This is a genomic window from Desulfovibrio ferrophilus (assembly GCF_003966735.1).
GTDB lineage: Bacteria > Desulfobacterota > Desulfovibrionia > Desulfovibrionales > Desulfovibrionaceae > Desulfovibrio_Q > Desulfovibrio_Q ferrophilus.
The window spans coordinates 1,706,692-1,724,725 of record NZ_AP017378.1 but is presented as its reverse complement, the minus strand read 5'-3'; the positions used below and the strand labels follow the sequence as shown (position 1 = coordinate 1,724,725).

The window sequence follows — 18,034 nt, the reverse complement described above, 5'->3', positions numbered from 1 at the left end:
TGGACAATCTGTTTGTGCCTCAGACAAGCGGGCGTCCGCATGGGAGAAGCGAATGAGTTATTGTGTCGACGGGCTCTTTACCTCTTGAAGAGAAAGTCAGCGAGAGGCAAAGGGGGAAGCCCTGTCTAGTGGGCCTCTTCGGCGACGATTTTCTCGTAGGCTGCAGCGTCGAGCAGATCATCGGCACCGCCGGTGATCTTGAACTTGATCAGCCAGCCTTCACCGTAGGGGTCCTGATTGACCTTCTCGGGTGCGTCTTCCAGGGCTTCGTTCACGGCAATGACCTCGCCGGACACGGGGGCATAGATCTCGCTGGCGGCCTTGACGGATTCCACGGAACCCATCTCTTCGCCGGCTTCGAATGTGTCGCCTTCTTCGGGCAATTCGATGTAGGTCATGTCGCCCAGTTGCTCCTGAGCGAAGTGGCTGATGCCAACGATGGCGGTGTCGCCTTCGATCTTGGCCCACTCATGGGTCTTGGCGTATTTCAGTTCTGCGGGAATCACGATGGTCCTCCTTGGGTGCGAATCGCGCTCATGCGACGGTTCGCAGATCGGTGCGGAAGGTCTCCGCGGATGGGAATGTCTGTCCGTAACCAATATAAAAAGCCGGAATTATACCTTTCCGGCTTTGGGGGCAAGGGGAAGCAAATCGCCTGAGCCGGCGAGGGGTGGCCCTCATGTGGTCAGATCGGGGCTGGAGTTTTTGTCGGCCACGGCTCAGGCCGGGCTTTTTTCCTCAAGGGGCAGGCCCAGATTTCTGATTTCGTTGAGCAGTGTTTTCTTGCGGATGGGTTTGACCAGATATGAAGTGGCTTCTCCCAGGAAGAATGCGTCGTGCAGTTCCTTGGTGTCATCCAGAGCGGAGATCATCACGGCTTTGACGCGTCTGTCTTCGGGTACACCTTGCTCGGTCTCAATTTCTCGAATTTCTCGCAGAGCCTGTTGACCGTCCATATTGGGCATGATGATGTCCAGACAGATCAGGTCGTATGGTTCTCCGGTCTTGAAAGAGCTCCGAAATGCTTCTACAGCTTCTTCCCCATCCACGGCTACATCACAGTAGCCGTAAGTATAGAGAATCTTCTGCATTAGGCGGCGGCTATCGAAGTCGTCATCAACGATCAGAAATCGCATGGTTGAGAACCCCCAGTAAATGGCAAAGGTTGGTCTTGACTCCATAAATAAAATGAGGAGGTTTGGCAATCTCGGCGGTTGTGGGCGAGGTGCGAAACGGGTACCTTTTGCGGGCCTGCGCGGGTGCGACAGGTTTGAAATGTGATTTGTTCAAGGAGTACGCAGTGTTCAATATGCTTAATGTGGCAGTTCAGGTTCAGACAACAGCGCAGCGCACAGGCTGGGAAGGGTGGCCTTTTACCGGTCTGGGGAGCCCCTGGGTGGCTGGTGCGGCCCGGTTGCTGTTCGTCCTTGTTGTTTTTATTGGCATTGCCTGGCTCCTGCGAGTCCTGTTCGGGCCGGGGGGGCGACTGCGGCCTGAGGAGTTTGGTACCGAACACATCGATGAACGTAATCGCAAGAAGGCCAAGGCCAAGGTGTTGCGGCAGAGCTGGAAGGATGGGGAGTTGTCTGATGATGACTATGAGGAAGCGGTCAAAACCCTCTGGAAAGACGATGCCTGATTTACTTGGGGTGCATCGTCGCCGTTTCGGGGACTTTGTGGCCAAGTACAGGGCCATGGCGGATGGGCAATTGGGGAACATCGACCTCAAGCGTGAGCATTCGCTGCGGGTGCTGGACAATGCCCAGCTTATTCTCAAGGGGATTGCCGGACAGGGCGGGCTGGACGCCGGGCTTGTCGAGACCGTGCATTTGGCTGCCCTGTATCATGATACTGGCCGCTTCCCTCAATTGGTTCGTTACGGCACCTTCAAGGACAAGCTTTCGGATGATCACGGACGGATGGGGGTTCGTGCCCTGCGCGAAGAGGGATTGTTGGAGGATTTGGACCCGGTCCGCCGCAAGGTAGTGCTGTCGGCAGTGATTCTGCATAACCGTCGCAATCTGCCCAGGGGGCTTCCCTTCGGGATCGATTTGGCCGCGCGTGCGGTGCGCGATGCGGACAAGCTGGACATCTTTTTGGTTATGCTCGAACACCTTGATTGTGATTCACCGCTGGACAAGACCATTACGCTGGGGCTTGAAGAAGATCCGGAGGCCTATACTCCTGTTGTGCTGGAACAGGTTCAGGGGCGCAGCCAGGCCAATTATATGGATATGCGCTATCTCAACGACTTTAAATTGCTGCTGGCCTCTTGGGTTTACGATCTGAATTTTACTTCGAGTCGTGCATTGCTGCGTGAGAGGGGGCATTTGAATGATTTGCTGAAATTGATGCCTGATCGGCCCGAGTTCATTGAACTGGGGCGGCAGTTGCAGACCGACCTGTTGCGAGATCAGGGAGAGAACAGCCCGATGACCTGGGCTACGTAATTCTTGATCCATTGATCGACCTTGGAGTCCAACTCCTGGAAAGTGAGCCCCAGGTTGATAATGTTGTTTGACTCGCAGGCCGCGCGGCGAACCTCACCTATGATGCGTGCCTCACCCATTGCGCCGAACAGTGGACACTCGATGCTGACCGTATCGCCCAGAGCAGGGAGCTTGTCGGGATCGCTGACCGAATAGGACAGGCCACAGCCAGTCCGGCTCAAATCCAGAATCATGGCTTGATATTCGTCGCTGCCACTGAAGGCCTGCACCGGAAAATAGCATTCAATGCGGTGTTCCTTGCGCAGGTTGTGAGATTCGATGGCGCTGGGGAAGTCCACAAAGACCAGAGGATGAGGAGTGGCGGTATAGGCCTGGATACGGGAGGCGAAGCCCCAAATATTGCCTTCATACAGGAAGCTGATTTTGGCTTCGTTACCGGAATAGAGATAGTCGTAGATGCCGTTATGAATCTTGCGTTTTGGGGTTTTGAATATGAAATAACGCTTGCGCTCAAGGCCGATAAACGACGTTTTCAATCGTTCATCGAGTCCTGCCAGCGTAACCAGTAGCTGGGTCCCGGGGGTGATATTGTAGATGCTGCTGGGCAGCTTGCTTGTGGTCTTTGTCGGGGCCATGGTCCCCTCTCCTTTCTGTCTTGGGCTCTGTTTTCTACGCTTCTTTGACGTCAGCGACTGTTTTTATCAACTGCCCCAGATGAATTTAAGGGAAAACCCCACCGTCCGGGGAGGGTGCCGAGTGTGTTCCCCTCCGCCCTTGATTCCATTGCGATTTCAATGGATAATGCGAAATCGTGCCCAACCTTCGGCAGGGGATGTATTGTGAGCGAAGAAAGCGTCAAGGATATCAATTTACTGGAAATGCCCTTGGAAGGGATCGCCGCTTACTGGCTGTCCCTGAAGAAAGTCATGGGTATCAAGTATGTGCCCAAGGTGATTCAGGACGAGGCGGAAAATACCGAGGAGCCATACATCAAGTATCTGCTTGAGACATGCTTTACCGGTGCCTCGGAAGCTGACGTGCGCAGGCTTGGGATGATCCGGCGGGAGAGTACGCTGCGTGAACTTCGCCTCAAGCTGACTCTGATGCGTGAGGCCCTGGTCGCCATCGCTGCCGCAGATAACCCCCGCAAGGCGCTGTTGCGTATGGGGTCGTATCTGCCGGAACCGTCTCTGACCGAGGAGAACCTCACCAAGATGGCGTTGGACATGGTTCGCCTGGCCGAGACGGGCAAGGATAGCTATGTCGTTACGGTGGAGGCCTCTCTCCCCGCCGAGCAGTTGATTCTGAAATTGTTCTTTTATGTCCTCTGGGCACGGCGTGAGGGCAAGGCCGGACTGGAACCCATGGCCGAGAATGGCCGTTGCCGGTATTTCAACCAGGGGTTGGGCATGGTCATGGATGGGTTTGAGCGGGGGTTTGTCCTCGGGTGCCTTGAGATTGCTGCGGAAGAAATGCTCGGTGCTGCGACTGTGAAAATGAATCTGGCTTTGGACATGGCTTTGGCCCTGCGTACCAAGATCAGCTATGAAGATTTGTTCAAGGTCGCCCGCGCTCATATGCTATAACGCCGAAAAAAAAATGCCACGGGGGGCTGCTTTTGGCTAGCTCGTGCTTATTTGATTTCTCCGGGCGGCTTCGTTTCTCCGCATCGTTGTCCATTTTATAGTGTTCTGAGGCCCTTGTTCTGTTTTCGCTGTTGCGGTTGTGCTGCAGCGAAATGTGCAACGGTGTCACGCCAGAATTGCAATGCCAACAAAAGGCCCATCAAATTTATGAATTCTTTCAATGACACTTCCGCCGATGATACCGCGCGGAGCTTCGATGTTTCCTCCGCTTCGGTGGCAGGTCGTTTGGACGCATATCTGGCTGAACAACTGGCTGGCGAAGGTGTTTCGCGCGGCAAAGTGCAGGATCTGATCAAGGGGGGCAAGGTTTTTGTGGATGGTACTGTGCGTACCAAGCCCAAGTTCAAGCTCATGGGCGGCGAGACCGTGGACGTGGCTTTGGAGCTTCCTGGCTCGGGCATTGTTCCCGAGCAGAGTGAGCTGGACGTGTTGTTCGAGGATGGACGGGTGGCCGTGATCCATAAAACTGCCGGGTTGACCGTGCATCCCGCTCCCGGGCGACCCGCCGGGACTTTGGTGCATCAATTGGCTCATCGATTTCCCAAGATTCTGGAAATGGAAGGGGAGCGTCCCGGCATCGTGCACCGCATCGACAAGGATACCTCTGGTCTGCTGTTGGTTGCGCTGGATGAAGCCTCGCGCTTGGCTTTGTCTGCTGACTTTGCCGAACGCCGGGTGGATAAACGCTATCTGGCTTTGGTACACGGTGTGCCTCAAGGCAATGTTGGGAATCAGGGGACAATCGACGCCCCCATTGGTCGTCACCCGCGCAGCAAGACCAAGATGGCGGTTGTGGAAAAAGGCGGGCGCGACGCTCTGTCCGATTGGGAAGTTCTGTGGTCCACCCCGGACGGATCGGCCAGCATGGTGGCGGTGACCATCCACACTGGCCGGACCCATCAGATTCGCGTGCATATGGCACACCTCGGCCATCCTTTGCTGGGAGACGTCGTCTATGGCTCGCGCCAACATGCCGAGTGGTGTCGTGATTCAGGACTGGATCCGGCCCTGGCCGGACGACAGATGCTGCATGCCTGGCGCCTTGGATTTACCCACCCTCATTCCGGGGAGAGACTGGAATTCGTCCTGCCTCCGGCTGAAGACTTCCAACGTCTGGCCCTGAGCCTTGGGCAGAGTGTGCAGCGTGTGGGAGTGGTGGGGATGCCCGGCTGTGGCAAGTCCACTGTGGCTGCGCTGCTGGCTGAAGCTGGAGCGCCGTTGTTTTCCGCAGATCAATGCGTGGCCGAATTATATGAGGAAGAGGCGGACGGGTGGATCATGCTCCGCAGGCGCTTCGGGGAAAAATTTGCGCCTACCGGTTCTGCGGTGGACAAAGCCCAGTTGTTTGCCGCCATGCGCTCCTCCGAGGGGATGCGCCGCGAGATTCTGGATGTGGTGCATCCGTTGGTGCGTCACCGCATGACCGAATTCTGGCGCAGCCACCGCCGCGAGGATGTGGCTGTGGCCGAGGTTCCGTTGCTCCTGGAAGGTGGTTGGGTCGAGCAGGGACTTGCGGACGTGGTTGTGGGGGTGTCCTGTACCGAGGGTGTGCGCAGAGCCCGTCTTGCTACGCGGGGTTGGGATGAAGAGACCGTGGCGACGCTTGAGTCGTGGCAGTGGGCGGAGGCCGACAAGTTGGCGGCCTGTGATTTTGTGGTTGATAATGGCGGAACCTTGGAAGATTTGAAGCAGAATGTGGCGGAGCTGCTCAGGCAGCTTGTCGACAGGCGTCGGGAGAGCCGCGTTGCCCTTGAGAACCGCTTGAATGCTTTGTGGGCTGGAAACTGTTAGATGTTCCCCCTGCGTGATTCCATTCCCCGCGTGCATGTCCCCTATTCGGTGTACGGCATCATCGTGCTCAACGCCTTGGCCTTTGCCTATACCCTGACGCTGTCCCCACCAGAGACGGCGTCCTTGTTTCATCTCTATGGTGTGGTCCCGGCTCGGTTCACTCACCCCTGGGTGGCGCAGCACGTTGGCTATCCGGATTTCGGGATGCACACCTTCGTGACCTACATGTTCCTGCATGGCGGTTGGCTGCATTTCATCGTGAATATGTGGACCCTGTGGATATTCGCGGACAACATCGAAGATGTCATGGGGCCGCTTAGGTTCGCAGGATTCTACCTCTGTTCAGGGCTGGCGGCGCTGGGAGTGCATTATATTTTCAACCCGGAGGCCGTGGCCCCGGTTGTGGGAGCCAGCGGGGCCATCGCCGGAGTCATGGGAGCCTATTTCCTGCTCTATCCCCACGCCAAGGTTGTCACGCTTATCCCCATTTTCATCTTTCCGTTGATCCTGAATATTCCGGCGGTGCTCTATCTGGGCATCTGGTTTGTGGTGCAGTTTTTTTCAGGGGTTTCGGATGCCATGTCAACGAGCTCGGGCGCGGGCATTGCATGGTGGGCCCATGCCGGGGGCTTTGTGGCTGGAATGCTGCTGCTCCCAGTGTTTCGCAAGAAGGGGCGTTGTTATTTCTGTGCCAAACCTGAAGGACCTGTTCTATATAAAGATGATTTTCGGCGCTAGGAGCGTAATGACGATGATCTTTGCTGTATTGAGGCCGGAGTCGAGCTTTGCGAATTCAGATTAGTTTGATAGGAATTTTCTCCGCACCACTTGCTGGACATTTCCGGTAAGAAGATTATGTGTGTGGGCACGCGGGCGCAAGGCGGCGTTCGCCGAGACCAAGAAGGAATAATACATGCTGAAAATTGAAAATTTGCACGTCAACATAGGCGACAAGGAAGTCCTGCGTGGTATCGATCTGACCATCGAGGAAGGCGAGACTTTCATCCTGTTCGGACCCAACGGTTCGGGCAAGACGACACTGCTCATGAGCTTGATGGGTTTCGGCAACTACACAGTGACCGGCGGCACCATCACCTTCAAGGGGGTGGATATCACCCACGCGCCCATTCACGAGCGCGCTCGCTTGGGTGTTGGCATGAGCTTCCAGCGTCCTCCCACCATCCACGGTCTGAAGACCCGGCACCTGGTGGAAATGTGTGGCAAGCATAGCCGGAACGGTATTCCGGATGTGGATGGACTCTCCGGTCTGGTTAATTTTACCGATTTTCTGGAGCGCGATATTAACGCCGGTTTCTCCGGTGGTGAGATCAAGCGTTCCGAGCTGTTGCAGCTGATGGCTCAGTCCCCGGATTTGGTACTCTTTGACGAGCCGGAATCCGGTGTTGACCTGGAGAACATGCAGCTCATCGGTAAGACTGCCCGGCAGTTGCTGGATGGTTTTGTGGCTCCCGACCCGCTCAGGAGCATGAAAGAGATCCGCTCCAGCCATAAGACCTCTGGCCTGATCATCACCCATACCGGATACATTCTGGACTACATCAACGCTGACCGTGGTCAGGTGATGTACAATGGCCACCTGTGCTGCGAAGCACGGCCCCGCGACATTCTGGAGCACGTGGGCAAGTATGGCTACCAGGAATGCGTCCGCTGCCTGACCAAATAACGATATTAGATTTTCGGAGACGGATATGAACGCAAGCGACGTCAAACTGTCCGATTTTACCTTCTCTGGTGCGGAAGAAAGCACCATCGAGGACCTGCGCAGCCTGTCGGACGATGACAAGCATCAACTGCTTATGGCGGGTGTGGATGTGGAGCAGGATAAACGCGCCGGTTCCTTCTTGCACCTGAACCATAGTGGTGTGCACTGCAAGTCCAATCACAAGGGCGTCGAGATTCTCGATATCAAGAAGGCCCTGGATAAGTACGATGGCCTTCCTGAGTATTTCTGGAAGCTCATTGATCCTGACAAGGATGAGTTTACCCGCCAGGCCCACGACAATCTGCACGGCGGTTATTTCGTGCGCACCGAAAAAGGTGCGAAGATCGAAGAGCCTGTGCAGTCCTGTCTGTTCCTCAAGGGTGAGCAGGTGGGCCAGAACGTCCACAACGTCGTCATTGTGGAAGAAGACAGCGAGTTGCACATCATTACCGGTTGTGCCGTGTCGAGCGAGACCGAAGCTGCGGCCCATCTGGGTATTTCCGAGTTTTTCGTGAAGAAGGGCGGCAAGCTGACCTTCACCATGATCCATAACTGGGGAGAGAATGTCGTGGTCCGTCCGCGCACCCGTGGCATTGTCGAAGAAGGCGGCGTGTTCCAGAGCAACTACGTGCTGATGAAGGCCGTGGGAACTTTGCAGTCCTATCCTTCCATTGATCTGGTTGGTGAGGGCGCCCGTGCCCGATTCAATTCCGTGATCGTTGCCCCCGAAGGCAGTCATGTGAACTCCGGTTCGGCAATCAACCTGATGGCTCCCAACACCCGTGGTGAAATCATTTCCCGTACCCTGACCACTGGTGGCACCATCGTTGCCCCGGGGCGTATCACTGCCTCCGCGGTGCCTGCGCGTGGTCATCTGGAATGCAAGGGCCTGATTCTTGGTGGTGGCCGTATCCATGCTATTCCGGAACTGGATGCCTCTCGCGAGGGCGTGGAACTTTCCCATGAGGCTGCGGTGGGCAAGATTGCTCAGGAGGAGATCGAGTATCTCCAGGCCCGTGGTCTGGATGAGGACGAGGCTACCTCGACCATCGTGCGCGGTTTCCTGAACGTGGAAATGGACGGACTGCCCGAGGCTCTGAAGCAGGCCATTGACGAGCAGATCAATCATTTGGATTCCAGCGACGCAATGTAGTTCCTTCAACGGCGGAGCTTCGTTGCAGCAATGTCATTCCTGTTGAGTGAGGGTGACACCACTGCTGCAGAGTGGCCCTTTGAAAGAACGTGCGCGAATAATAATATAAGGCCCGGTCGGAAACGACCGGGCCTTACTTATGTTCCGATGACATGACAACGTGGTGCTTGATCTGGCTTTGTGTTCGTTGTGAATCAGTATTGGCCAATTTGATATTGTTATTCGATATCTACTTTGCTGTTCATTGTGGCGTCTGGGGGATTTACCCAATTTGGCAAAGTCTTGCATAACTGGTTGTCAATGCTTGCATTTATGATCTATAGGGGAAATAAATATATTGCCGGGGTAGGTTGCACCACCGGTTTCACCGAGCCAGGAAGGGGGTTTTCATGGCCGGAAAAGGAAGTTCCAAGGCCGACATCAAGCCCGGTCGCAATAGGGAAAAGATTCCCATGTGTCGTTCCATCGCGCGTCGCTTTGATCCTCATCGCTGGAGCATCAAGGGGCGCTTTCTGTATCTGACAGGAGCGTTGCTCGTTCTGGGTAACCTCTTTCTCATTGGCTATCTTTATGTGATCTTCGGTGGAGTGCTCGAGCGCTCTGCTCAGGCCCAACTCAATCTGGTGAGGACCACTGTTAGTATAGAGGTCCAGGGCCTGGAAGGGATGGTTCGATCCCAGGCTGCCGCCTTGGCGGAGATGCCCGGAGTCAAAGCTTCTCTGGCCGCAGGTGCATCCGACGGTATGTCTGATTTTCTGTTGTCGTATGGCAACAATGTCCGCAAGGCTCTTGGGCTGATGTCTCTGGACTTTGAACTGTCTGGAAGCGATGCCAAGGAGACCGAGGCCGCGACATGGATGGAGAATGTCGGCGGTAAGCCCGTACTCTTCGCGCGCTGGCCTGTCCAACGTGGAGACACCCGCGTCGGGTGTGTGGTTACCCGGTGCGATCTGTGGGAAGGGCTTTCAAAGATCGATTTGCCCCAAGGTCTTGGGATCGCCCTGGCCTCAGGCAGAACCGAAGGCTCATTGCAGATCCTGACCGAGCGGGGAGCCTTGGCCAAGGGGTTGGATTTCGAGGCCGCGGCCACGGGACTGGCGGAAGGCCATGGTGATGCATTCGGGATTGCAATGCCTCTGGACAATGACATTTGGGCAATTTTGTCCTTTGACGCGTCGGGGCTGAGCGAGTCCCGCTGGAACAAGATCAATCTCTTCATCTGGTTCTTCCTGGGCGGTGCGCTGCTCATCATGACCGTGCTCTATCTGAACGTGATTCGCATCGAGAGCTTCTTTTCCCGGATGAAGAAGATCATCATCTCTTCGCATTCCAACTATTTTGCCGAGCGGTTTGAGAGTGACAGTGTGCACTGTCTGGATGTGTTGCACTGTCATAACGAGGAGTGCCCGGTCTACCAGAACCCGTCCCTGACCTGTTATCTGGAGACTGGTTCCGAGGCCATTTCGCCAAAATGGCGGGACACCTGCCTCTTCCTGAATAAGTATGAAACCTGTCATAACTGTCCCGTATACGCCTTACGCAAGGGTGACGAACTGACCGAAATGCGTAACGTGATGAACACCATGATGCGCCTGTGGAGTGAGTTCCTGGAGCGTGTGGGGCATTTGCTGGCTTACGTGTTGCGTAGTCAGGGGCAGTCGGGGTTGATGCCTTCGCTGGATGAAATCTCTGATCGTCTTGAGCAGATGGCCAAACTGACGTTCTTTGGCCGTGACGTGCAAGGTGCCTTTGACAAGACAGAGGTCTACGCCCAACTGGGGCACGTCTTTACGGAAGGATTCGGGCTGCCCAAACACATGGTGTTTGAGGTGGATGAAGATGCGGACCGCCTGGTGCTGGCTCTGGACGGCATAGAAGACGAGGGGTTGTGCAAGCATCAGGTGTTGCTTTCCTGCGAGTCCTGCCGGGCCTGTCGAGTCGCCGAGGACGTCGTCTCGTTCTACAATCCGAAATTGTGTCCGCATTTCAATTGCGACATGTCCGAGGCTGTTCGAGTCTGCATGCCTGTGGTCATGAGTGGCAAGGTTGGAGCAGTGGCTTCCTTCATGACTACGCGGCGCGAATGGGAACCTCTGCGGGCTCAGATGCCGATTCTGCGCAAGTATCTGGATGAGGCCGGCCCGGTTCTGAGCTCCCTGAAGCTGTTGAAGCTGTCCAAGGAGCAGGCTCTGCGTGACCCGTTGACCCATTGCCATAACAGACGGTTCCTGGATGAGTTCATCACCAAGTACGAGCCACTCATTGATCGTGAGGGCAAGACCACAGGTCTGTTGATGTGCGATATGGACTACTTCAAGCAGGTCAACGACGAACACGGCCACGAAGCTGGAGACGCCGTGCTGCAGCAGGTAGTCGGCATTATCCAGGCCAATATCCGCCGTAGTGACTTGTTGATTCGCTATGGTGGTGAGGAATTCCTTGCACTCTTGCAGAACGTTGAGACTGGTTCAGCGGAAGCCGTGGCCGAAAAGATTCGCAAGGCGGTGGAGGATACGGCGTTCGAACTGCCTTCCGGTTCCCGATTGCATAAGACAATCAGTGTCGGTGTCTCCGAATTCCCCGATGATGGCGATGGAATGTACAAGGCCATCAAGTTTGCGGACGTTGCTCTGTACAGCGCCAAGGATGGGGGCCGGAACAAGGTCATCCGCTTCAAGCCCGAGATGTGGACTGACGAGTCTTACTAATGGATGAATGAGCCGCTTTGCGGCAAAGATGGATATCGATCATGAGGTCCCGGTGTGGTGCAGCCATGCCGGGACCTTTTTATCTGCTCCGGCCGGAATGTTGGATTGCCCTGGCGCGCAGGGCCGGGAGTGCGCCACGCAACGTGACAGCAGTGATGACTACCGTCCCACCGATAAAAGCCCATGGGCCTGGAAGTTCGCCATAGCCCAAGGCAACCCAGACCGGGTTGAATATCGGCTCGAGGGTCATGATCAAAATCGCGGGCAGCGCCCCCAGCCGTTTGATGCACCACACGTAGAGCAGGAGCGAGAATCCCTGCTGGAATACCCCGAGATACAGCAAGCCGAGCCAGCCTTCCGCGCTGGGCAGTCCCTGGGACAGGAAGGGCAGGCCCAAGGCGGCGGTGATGGCGTGACCGAAGACGACGGATTCAACGGGTGATGCGGTCTTCTGGGCGCGCATGCACAGGGTGAAGATGGCGTAGGAAATGCCGGTACCCACGGCGATGATATTGCCCCACATGCCCGTGGGAGACAGTTTGTCCATGAAGAACAGGATCATGCCGCACATGGTGACAGCAATGAACAGCCAATCGGAGCGACGGGTACGTTCTCCCAGAAACAGGGGGGCGAGCAAGGCGACATAGACCGGTGCCGTGTAGGCGAGCAGGATGGCGTTGGCCGAAGTGGTCAGTTTGGTTGCCACAACGTTGCTGACCAGCAGACCGGCATAGCCTAGTGCCGCGCCGAGTTGGGCACGGGAGAAGGTAAAGCAGAGTCGCCCGCGCAGGAGCACGGCCATGGTTAATGCTGCCAGAGTGCTCCTCAGGCCGGTGAGAGCCATGGGGTGCAGGTCCGTGAGTTTGATGGCCAACCCACCGGAACTCCAGATGAGTGCGGTGGTCGCAAGCAGCAGTGCCGCCTTGGTGTTGTCTTTCAACAGGGGCTCCGATCGCCGTTGTCGGTGGGGTTTTTCCCGTGCAATGGTCAAGCGCGGTGTTGCCATGTATCACGGGCGGGCTCTGCCTCTCAATGACAAAAAGATACCTGAAAAGCTTGTACAGTGACATTGCGCCCGGACCCGGTCGCTGGTACGACCCGTTCATTCGTGATCGGCTTCAGGGAATGTCGAAACCTTGGGTCATGTGCTGCAAGAATTTTCACCGGGTCCTGCGTAGGGACGGGGAGTTGAATGTGCCTGGATACAGGGGGCATCTCATGGGAGGCGGTCTGTTCGCCGGAGTGGCGTGGGCTGCGGTTGCTCTATGGTTGCCCGAGCAGGAGCCGGGACCGCTTTTTGGCATCGTGCTGACAGCCATTACAGTGCTCGCGGCCCTGTTCCCGGATGTGGATACGGATTCCAAGGGGCAGAGCCTGTTTTATGCCATTCTGGCAGCGGTGGATTTGGGGTTGCTCATCCGTGGGCAGTTCAAGTGGGCCGCCGTCATCGGCTTTGCGGCCATGCTGCCTGCATTGGGGCATCATCGGGGATGGACGCATTCCTGGTGGGCCATGTTCGTGATCCCTTTGCCCATTCTGGTCTTGCCGGTGATTTTTTGGGAGGTTCATCCTCTGGCACTGGCGCCGTTCTATGCAGCGGCCGTGTTGGGGTATCTTTCGCATCTGGTGTTGGACGCGGTGCTCTGAGAGGGGGCGAGACAGGATTTATGGCTTGGGATGCACGAGAAAAAAAGAACGATCGTGGTTGGGTATTGACGCCCATGCGGGGTGCGGATAGACCGGTCTGATGCGAAAGTTGTGTGCCCGTTGCAAGTACTGGAGTCCGCCCCAAGGCAAGCCCATCCTCTGTGAGGTTGAAGGGCTGTGTCTGTACCGTCCCCCTGGGGACGATGAGGAGCACGATGTCCAGTGCCTGACCGAGGCCTGCGGATGTTGCGAATTCTACGAGCCGCATCCTGATCCCCCCAGTCCTCCTGAAGATACCTACTAGATACGGTCGTTCCCGGTATTGCTACCGGTGCTGTCGCTAACCGCGCCTTTCGGCAGGCCGCCCATCCATTGCGGTAAGGCGGCCCGACGAAAAGGGCTCTACGGACTGTTGGCTAGTCCTGTTCCATCTCGGGCAGCCAGCCCTGGAGCACGTCTACCAACTGCTTGGCCTGCTTGGCCGAGGAAATGTTGAACTTGGACTGCAAGGAGTAACGACCGCCACGCTTCTGGTAGCGACCCACGCGGATCTTGGCGGGCTTGTACTCTTCGGTACGTTTGTCCATCTCTTGATACATAAAGATAATAGTAGACCAGGATCCCTTGGTCAGCACTTCCTTCTTGAGTTCCTTGACCAGAAGGCGGCCTTCCTCGTCTTCCCAGTTGATCGTGATGTCGTCGATGGTCTCGGCCATGCGGATGAGCTCCTTTGCGTCTTGATTCTTTGGATGGTGCACAGGCCATTTGCAATGCCTACGCGCCAGCTTCACTCGCATGGATGCGCGAGGATTGCAAGCCGGGAGGCGGTGGCTGGTCAGCGAATCAGAGAATACGGGAAGGCTGTGATGGCTTTTTCTGTATCGAACAGCCTGACTATTTTGATCATTTAGCCATCAGGCGGAGATACAGGTCGCCTTTGAATGGGCCAAGCTTGCGCCCTAGGCCCCGAAGCCGCAGCGGGCGCCCCACCACATAGTCAGCCGGGATGGGCACTTCCACAGTGACGGGATCACCCGACCAGGCCCGGCGGATGGTCAGGCGGATGATGTTGCCCGGCAGGAGCTGTCCAGCTTGCAGGGTCACGGTCTGTTCATCGTCCATCTGTCTGGCAAACCAGTGTTTGACGGTCCCGAAGAGTCCTCTGGACAAGTCCATTTTCAACTGCTTGCTGCCCCAGCGCAGGGACAGGCTGCGGCGTTTGACCACCTGTGGCGCACTCTTGGCGGAGGCCCCACCCTGGCGGATCTGGCTATAGATGTCTTCGAAGACCTTGCGGGCGAAGGGGTCGTTCAGGATGTTCTTGAGAACGTCTTCCTTCTTGTAGGTAAAGCGCGGGCCGGGGGTAGCCTCTCGCTTGGGGCCTGGTTTTGGACCTGCCCCCGGACGGGCCTTGGCTTCGGCCTTGGCCTGACGCTCGTAGCGGCGGGCACCTTCCGTCTTGTCTGCCTTGGGTTTTCCCGGCCTGGGATCAGCGCGTTTTTTGCCACGGCGTGGGGGAGGCTCGTTGACCAAAGCCTCCTTAAGCAGGACGTAAGCCTCGTTGACTTCCTGAAATTTTGTATGGGCTTCGGGATCGTTGGGGTTCAGGTCGGGGTGCAGCTCAAAGGCTCGTGCACGGAAGGCGGTTTTGACTTCCTCCATGTCCGCTCCGGAGCGGACTCCGAGCACCTTGTAGCACTGCTTGATATTCATTTCCCCCCCAGGGAATGCTGTGAAAAATCGCCTGCCGCCTATTCCACCAGATCCGAGACCCGGAGCGCAGTGGCGGCTTCGGGGTCGGATTCATCAACGTCCAGGGCCAGTACGTAAGCGACCCCCTGCTTCCTGAACGCCGCATGGCCAGCCTCGAGGCTGACACCTTTGCAGTCGGTCTGAATCATCTCCCAACTGCTCTCGTCCACAAGATTTCCGCGGAAGAATGGCCAGGCTCGGCAGATGTCCGGACGGCCAAGGTGCACGCTGCAACCTTTGCCGTCCTTGTAGAATATGCAAAAACCGTCCTCACCGGCCACGAGGCGGAGTTTTCCGCTGACGCGTTCGGCGTATTTGCTGAGCATTTCCTCCACAGTCAGGCCCAGGTGTTTCGCCAGGCGGATGCGGTCCTTGGTGGCCATGACGATACCGCCTGTGCCTTCGCAGCAGTGACCGCACATTTGACATTCGAATGCAGTGTGCTCGCTCATCCGAGGAGTCTCCTGTGTTCGACCATGGTGCAGGCGTCCTGAATGACGGTAATGCCCTGAGCCTGCAGAAGCTCGGTGGCCTCGAGGCTGGTAATGCCGGACTGCATCCAGAAGCATTGGGGCTTGGGCATCAGGCTGGTGACTTCACGGGCATGGTCGGGGCAGAACTGCGGAGCGCGGAAGACATCCACAAGGTCCACGGGGTGAGGAATGTCGGCCAGAGTCTTGAACGTGGGCAGCCCCCAGACGCCTGTGCGTGCGGGATGGACGGGGATCACATTGTACCCCGCATTAATCAGATATTGGCCCACCGTATTAACGGCTTGACCTGGCTTGTCTTTGGCGCCGAGAATGGCAATGGTCTTGACCTTTTCGAGCAGCGCCTTTAGCTCATCATCGAATAGCATAAAACTCCGAGGCCGGAATTGGATGGTAAATGGACTGGATATGGACCGGAAAGGGGCGATCCCCGCCGGGCCTTTTGTTCTCTTCGAATTTTATGGCCTCGTCAAGAACTACACCCGGAGGGACGATGCCCCAGCGCCTGAGTCCGAATGATGCAGTCGAGCTTCTCAAGTCGGAAAATGTTTTCAGCCTGGGCCGTATGGCCCATGAGCGTCGTCTTGAGATGCATCCGCATGAACGAGTGACCTACATTGTGGATCGCAATATTAATTATACCAACGTTTGCGTGTCTGGTTGCAAATTTTGCGCATTCTTTCGTGCGCCTGGCGACCCCGAAGGCTATGTCCTCACCAAGGATGAACTGGCGCAGAAGGTGCGCGAGACCGTGGAACTGGGTGGCTACCAGATTCTGCTTCAGGGCGGGATGCACCCTGACCTGGAGCTGGATTTCTATGAGGACATGTTGTCCTTTTTGAAGAGTGAATTTCCCTCCGTGGCTGTTCATGGGTTTTCTCCCACCGAGATTGCCTATCTGGGCGAGGCGACGGGATTGGGCGTGCCCGAGGTCATCCGCCGTCTTGTGGCTGCGGGGCTGGATTCCATCCCCGGCGGTGGTGCGGAAATTCTGACTGATCGCATGCGCGAGAAAGTGTCGCCACGCAAATGCAGCACGGATGCATGGCTGGATGTCATGCGCGAGGCACACAAACAGGGCCTGAAGACCACGGCCACCATGATGTTTGGTCAGGGGGAGACGTTGGAGGAGCGCATTGAGCATCTGGACAGACTGCGCAAAGTGCAGGACGAGACCGGAGGCTTCACGGCATTCATTCCCTGGACCTTCCAGCCCGAGAACACGCGTAATCCCATGCCCGAAGCCTCAAGTGACGCCTATTTGAAGACTCTGGCCGTGTCGCGTTTGTATCTGGATAACATTCCCAACGTCCAGGCCTCGTGGGTGACGCAGGGGCCTCTGGTTGGTCAATTGGCTTTGTTCTGGGGCGCCAACGACTTTGGCTCCACCATGATCGAGGAAAACGTCGTGGCTGCAGCCGGGGTGCATTTCCGTCTGCCCGAGAACAAGCTGCGTCGGCTGGTGGCGTCTGCCGGGTTTACTCCTTGTCGGCGGACCATGGATTATTCGTTGTTGGAATAGTGGAGGTCGGGCGATGAAATTCCCCCACTGGCTTCGTTAAGTGAATTGTTAGCGAGTCATCGAGCCTACAAGACCTTACGCCTTAGGTGTGCTGCAGCCCGTCCCAAATCTCACGTATTCTAGGATACGCGTCGAGCCTGGACTAGCCTTGCGCCTCGCCAGCGAGGTTTTTGATCGCCTTTGGAGGCAAGTCGCGGCCTGCTTGAAAGCCCCGATCTGTAGGTTCTTGTTCCCCCATTGCCACAATGACAAATTAATAGGTTATGTAGCCTTCAACCGGGATGCCTTCACATCCCTTTATGAGAACAACGTATGCCGACATTCGATCTTGATCATTCCCTGTGTTGGGCGCATCGCGGTTTCAGCGCCAAGTATCCCGAGAATACGCTCGCTGCCTTCGAGGCCGCTCTGGAAGCAGGTGCCGATGGCATAGAATTGGATGTGACCCTGTCGCGAGATGGACGGTTGGTGGTCATTCATGACGAGACTTTGGACCGGACCACCGATGGCACCGGGCCGGTCAGTGCACTGGATTGGGATGAGTTGGGGGACTTGGATGCCGGGCGTTGGTTTGATGAGGCCTTCGCCGGGCAGCGACTGCCGTCACTTTCCGAGGTGCTGGACGTCGTGGGAGGCAAGATGCTCGTGAACATCGAGATCAAGCCCGAAGCCGCGTGTGTCTCTGCTGATGTTCCGGTGGAACAGCAGGTCTTGGACTGTGTGCGCGAGCATGGGCTGATGGACTCGGTGGTTGTTTCCAGTTTTGATTATTCGATTCTGCTGCGTCTGCGTGGCTTGGACGCCGACCTGCGATTGGGGACATTGTTCACGGGTGAAGAGGAAAATATCGATTTTCGTGCTCTGCTCCAGGCCATTGACGCCTTCTCCTTTCATATCCGTGCGGCAGAATTGATCCCCGAGATCGTGGATCTGTTCCATGAGGACGGGATCAAGGTCTATTGCTGGACCGAAAGTTACGATGACGAAGCCCTGGCCATGGAGCAGGTGCTGGAGATGGGCGTTGACGGTTTTTTCGCCAACAACGTGGAGTATTTTCTGGCTAAGCGCGCCTAACGCTTTCACCAATGATATTTATGCCCGGGCACGGTGATTCACCTGCCCGGGCTTTTTTTGCCTGTCGCTTATTGGCA

The 18,034-nt window shown here is 56.5% G+C and carries 20 protein-coding genes; 12 read left to right on the top strand and 8 right to left on the bottom strand.

What is annotated here, in order from left to right; translation table 11 throughout:
- Positions 1-125: 125 nt before the first annotated feature.
- Together gcvH and EL361_RS08000 are read right to left on the bottom strand one after the other, a co-directional pair.
- Complete coding sequence (gcvH, locus tag EL361_RS08005) at positions 126-509, bottom strand: glycine cleavage system protein GcvH (RefSeq protein WP_172961822.1); 384 nt, start codon at positions 507-509, stop codon at positions 126-128.
- Between the two features lie 210 nt (positions 510-719).
- Positions 720-1,136: a response regulator gene (locus EL361_RS08000; protein ID WP_126378328.1), complete on the bottom strand. Its 417-nt coding sequence runs from the start codon at positions 1,134-1,136 to the stop codon at positions 720-722.
- A 164-nt stretch (positions 1,137-1,300) separates the two neighbouring features.
- On the opposite strand from EL361_RS08000, the gene EL361_RS07995 reads away from it, so the two are divergent.
- Positions 1,301-1,639 (top strand): hypothetical protein, encoded by a 339-nt coding sequence (locus EL361_RS07995; protein WP_126378326.1) that lies wholly within the window; start codon positions 1,301-1,303, stop codon positions 1,637-1,639.
- On the top strand, positions 1,632-2,450 hold the full coding sequence (locus tag EL361_RS07990; protein ID WP_172961676.1) for an HD domain-containing protein: 819 nt from the start codon (positions 1,632-1,634) through the stop codon (positions 2,448-2,450). The genes EL361_RS07995 and EL361_RS07990 overlap by 8 nt, the downstream gene beginning before the upstream one ends.
- Here the strand turns inward: EL361_RS07990 and EL361_RS07985 are convergent.
- Complete coding sequence (locus EL361_RS07985) at positions 2,414-3,085, bottom strand: flagellar brake protein (RefSeq protein ID WP_126378323.1); 672 nt, start codon at positions 3,083-3,085, stop codon at positions 2,414-2,416. The two genes, EL361_RS07990 and EL361_RS07985, sit on opposite strands and share 37 nt — an antisense overlap.
- Positions 3,086-3,289: 204 nt before the next feature.
- Between EL361_RS07985 and EL361_RS07980 the strand changes: the two genes are divergently transcribed.
- The 6 genes from EL361_RS07980 (at position 3,290) to EL361_RS07955 (ending at position 11,471) form a co-directional block, all read left to right on the top strand.
- Complete coding sequence (locus EL361_RS07980; RefSeq protein WP_126378320.1) at positions 3,290-4,036, top strand: hypothetical protein; 747 nt, start codon at positions 3,290-3,292, stop codon at positions 4,034-4,036.
- 207 nt (positions 4,037-4,243) lie between these two features.
- On the top strand, positions 4,244-5,887 hold the full coding sequence (gene coaE, locus EL361_RS07975) for a dephospho-CoA kinase (protein WP_126378318.1): 1,644 nt from the start codon (positions 4,244-4,246) through the stop codon (positions 5,885-5,887).
- On the top strand, positions 5,888-6,625 hold the full coding sequence (locus EL361_RS07970) for a rhomboid family intramembrane serine protease (RefSeq protein WP_126378316.1): 738 nt from the start codon (positions 5,888-5,890) through the stop codon (positions 6,623-6,625).
- A 175-nt stretch (positions 6,626-6,800) separates the two neighbouring features.
- Positions 6,801-7,571 (top strand): ABC transporter ATP-binding protein, encoded by a 771-nt coding sequence (locus tag EL361_RS07965; RefSeq protein ID WP_126378314.1) that lies wholly within the window; start codon positions 6,801-6,803, stop codon positions 7,569-7,571.
- Positions 7,572-7,596: 25 nt separating this feature from the next.
- Entirely contained in the window at positions 7,597-8,763 is a 1,167-nt protein-coding gene (locus EL361_RS07960) for a SufB/SufD family protein (protein ID WP_126378313.1), read from the top strand.
- 389 nt (positions 8,764-9,152) lie between these two features.
- Complete coding sequence (locus EL361_RS07955) at positions 9,153-11,471, top strand: GGDEF domain-containing protein (protein WP_126378311.1); 2,319 nt, start codon at positions 9,153-9,155, stop codon at positions 11,469-11,471.
- A gap of 79 nt (positions 11,472-11,550) precedes the next feature.
- Here EL361_RS07955 and EL361_RS07950 read toward each other — a convergent pair whose 3' ends face one another.
- Positions 11,551-12,411, bottom strand: a complete 861-nt coding sequence (locus EL361_RS07950) for a DMT family transporter (protein ID WP_172961675.1) — start codon at positions 12,409-12,411, stop codon at positions 11,551-11,553.
- 254 nt (positions 12,412-12,665) lie between these two features.
- Between EL361_RS07950 and EL361_RS07945 the strand changes: the two genes are divergently transcribed.
- Positions 12,666-13,118, top strand: a complete 453-nt coding sequence (locus EL361_RS07945; RefSeq protein WP_172961674.1) for a metal-dependent hydrolase — start codon at positions 12,666-12,668, stop codon at positions 13,116-13,118.
- A gap of 100 nt (positions 13,119-13,218) precedes the next feature.
- Positions 13,219-13,422 carry a hypothetical protein gene (locus EL361_RS07940; RefSeq protein WP_126378307.1) on the top strand — a complete coding sequence of 68 codons (204 nt, stop codon included), beginning with the start codon at positions 13,219-13,221 and terminating at the stop codon, positions 13,420-13,422.
- A gap of 112 nt (positions 13,423-13,534) precedes the next feature.
- On the opposite strand, the gene EL361_RS07935 is transcribed toward EL361_RS07940, so the two are convergent.
- From EL361_RS07935 to EL361_RS07920, 4 genes are all read right to left on the bottom strand, one after another.
- Entirely contained in the window at positions 13,535-13,834 is a 300-nt protein-coding gene (locus tag EL361_RS07935; protein WP_126378305.1) for a hypothetical protein, read from the bottom strand.
- A 187-nt stretch (positions 13,835-14,021) separates the two neighbouring features.
- On the bottom strand, positions 14,022-14,831 hold the full coding sequence (locus tag EL361_RS07930) for a J domain-containing protein (protein ID WP_126378303.1): 810 nt from the start codon (positions 14,829-14,831) through the stop codon (positions 14,022-14,024).
- Between the two features lie 38 nt (positions 14,832-14,869).
- Positions 14,870-15,322, bottom strand: a complete 453-nt coding sequence (locus tag EL361_RS07925; protein ID WP_126378301.1) for a YkgJ family cysteine cluster protein — start codon at positions 15,320-15,322, stop codon at positions 14,870-14,872.
- Entirely contained in the window at positions 15,319-15,729 is a 411-nt protein-coding gene (locus EL361_RS07920) for a CoA-binding protein (RefSeq protein WP_126378299.1), read from the bottom strand. Before EL361_RS07920 ends, EL361_RS07925 begins: the two co-directional genes overlap by 4 nt.
- 125 nt (positions 15,730-15,854) lie before the next feature.
- On the opposite strand from EL361_RS07920, the gene mqnC reads away from it, so the two are divergent.
- A complete protein-coding gene (gene mqnC, locus EL361_RS07915) occupies positions 15,855-16,883 on the top strand; it encodes a cyclic dehypoxanthinyl futalosine synthase (protein ID WP_126378297.1) in 1,029 nt (342 codons plus the stop codon).
- 312 nt (positions 16,884-17,195) lie between these two features.
- Complete coding sequence (locus tag EL361_RS07910) at positions 17,196-17,957, top strand: glycerophosphodiester phosphodiesterase (protein WP_126378295.1); 762 nt, start codon at positions 17,196-17,198, stop codon at positions 17,955-17,957.
- Positions 17,958-18,034: the final 77 nt, after the last annotated feature.

Excerpts from the sequence above, each read along its gene's own strand:
- EL361_RS08000 (WP_126378328.1), bottom strand. The coding sequence starts at position 1,136 with ATGCGATTTCTGATCGTTGATGACGACTTCGATAGCCGCCGCCTAATG.
- EL361_RS07990 (WP_172961676.1), top strand. The coding sequence starts at position 1,632 with ATGCCTGATTTACTTGGGGTGCATCGTCGCCGTTTCGGGGACTTTGTG.
- EL361_RS07985 (WP_126378323.1), bottom strand. The coding sequence starts at position 3,085 with ATGGCCCCGACAAAGACCACAAGCAAGCTGCCCAGCAGCATCTACAAT.
- coaE (WP_126378318.1), top strand. The coding sequence starts at position 4,244 with ATGAATTCTTTCAATGACACTTCCGCCGATGATACCGCGCGGAGCTTC.
- EL361_RS07970 (WP_126378316.1), top strand. The coding sequence starts at position 5,888 with ATGTTCCCCCTGCGTGATTCCATTCCCCGCGTGCATGTCCCCTATTCG.
- EL361_RS07965 (WP_126378314.1), top strand. The coding sequence starts at position 6,801 with ATGCTGAAAATTGAAAATTTGCACGTCAACATAGGCGACAAGGAAGTC.
- EL361_RS07960 (WP_126378313.1), top strand. The coding sequence starts at position 7,597 with ATGAACGCAAGCGACGTCAAACTGTCCGATTTTACCTTCTCTGGTGCG.
- EL361_RS07955 (WP_126378311.1), top strand. The coding sequence starts at position 9,153 with ATGGCCGGAAAAGGAAGTTCCAAGGCCGACATCAAGCCCGGTCGCAAT.
- EL361_RS07940 (WP_126378307.1), top strand. The coding sequence starts at position 13,219 with ATGCGAAAGTTGTGTGCCCGTTGCAAGTACTGGAGTCCGCCCCAAGGC.
- EL361_RS07935 (WP_126378305.1), bottom strand. The coding sequence starts at position 13,834 with ATGGCCGAGACCATCGACGACATCACGATCAACTGGGAAGACGAGGAA.
- EL361_RS07930 (WP_126378303.1), bottom strand. The coding sequence starts at position 14,831 with ATGAATATCAAGCAGTGCTACAAGGTGCTCGGAGTCCGCTCCGGAGCG.
- EL361_RS07925 (WP_126378301.1), bottom strand. The coding sequence starts at position 15,322 with ATGAGCGAGCACACTGCATTCGAATGTCAAATGTGCGGTCACTGCTGC.
- EL361_RS07920 (WP_126378299.1), bottom strand. The coding sequence starts at position 15,729 with ATGCTATTCGATGATGAGCTAAAGGCGCTGCTCGAAAAGGTCAAGACC.
- mqnC (WP_126378297.1), top strand. The coding sequence starts at position 15,855 with ATGCCCCAGCGCCTGAGTCCGAATGATGCAGTCGAGCTTCTCAAGTCG.
- EL361_RS07910 (WP_126378295.1), top strand. The coding sequence starts at position 17,196 with ATGCCGACATTCGATCTTGATCATTCCCTGTGTTGGGCGCATCGCGGT.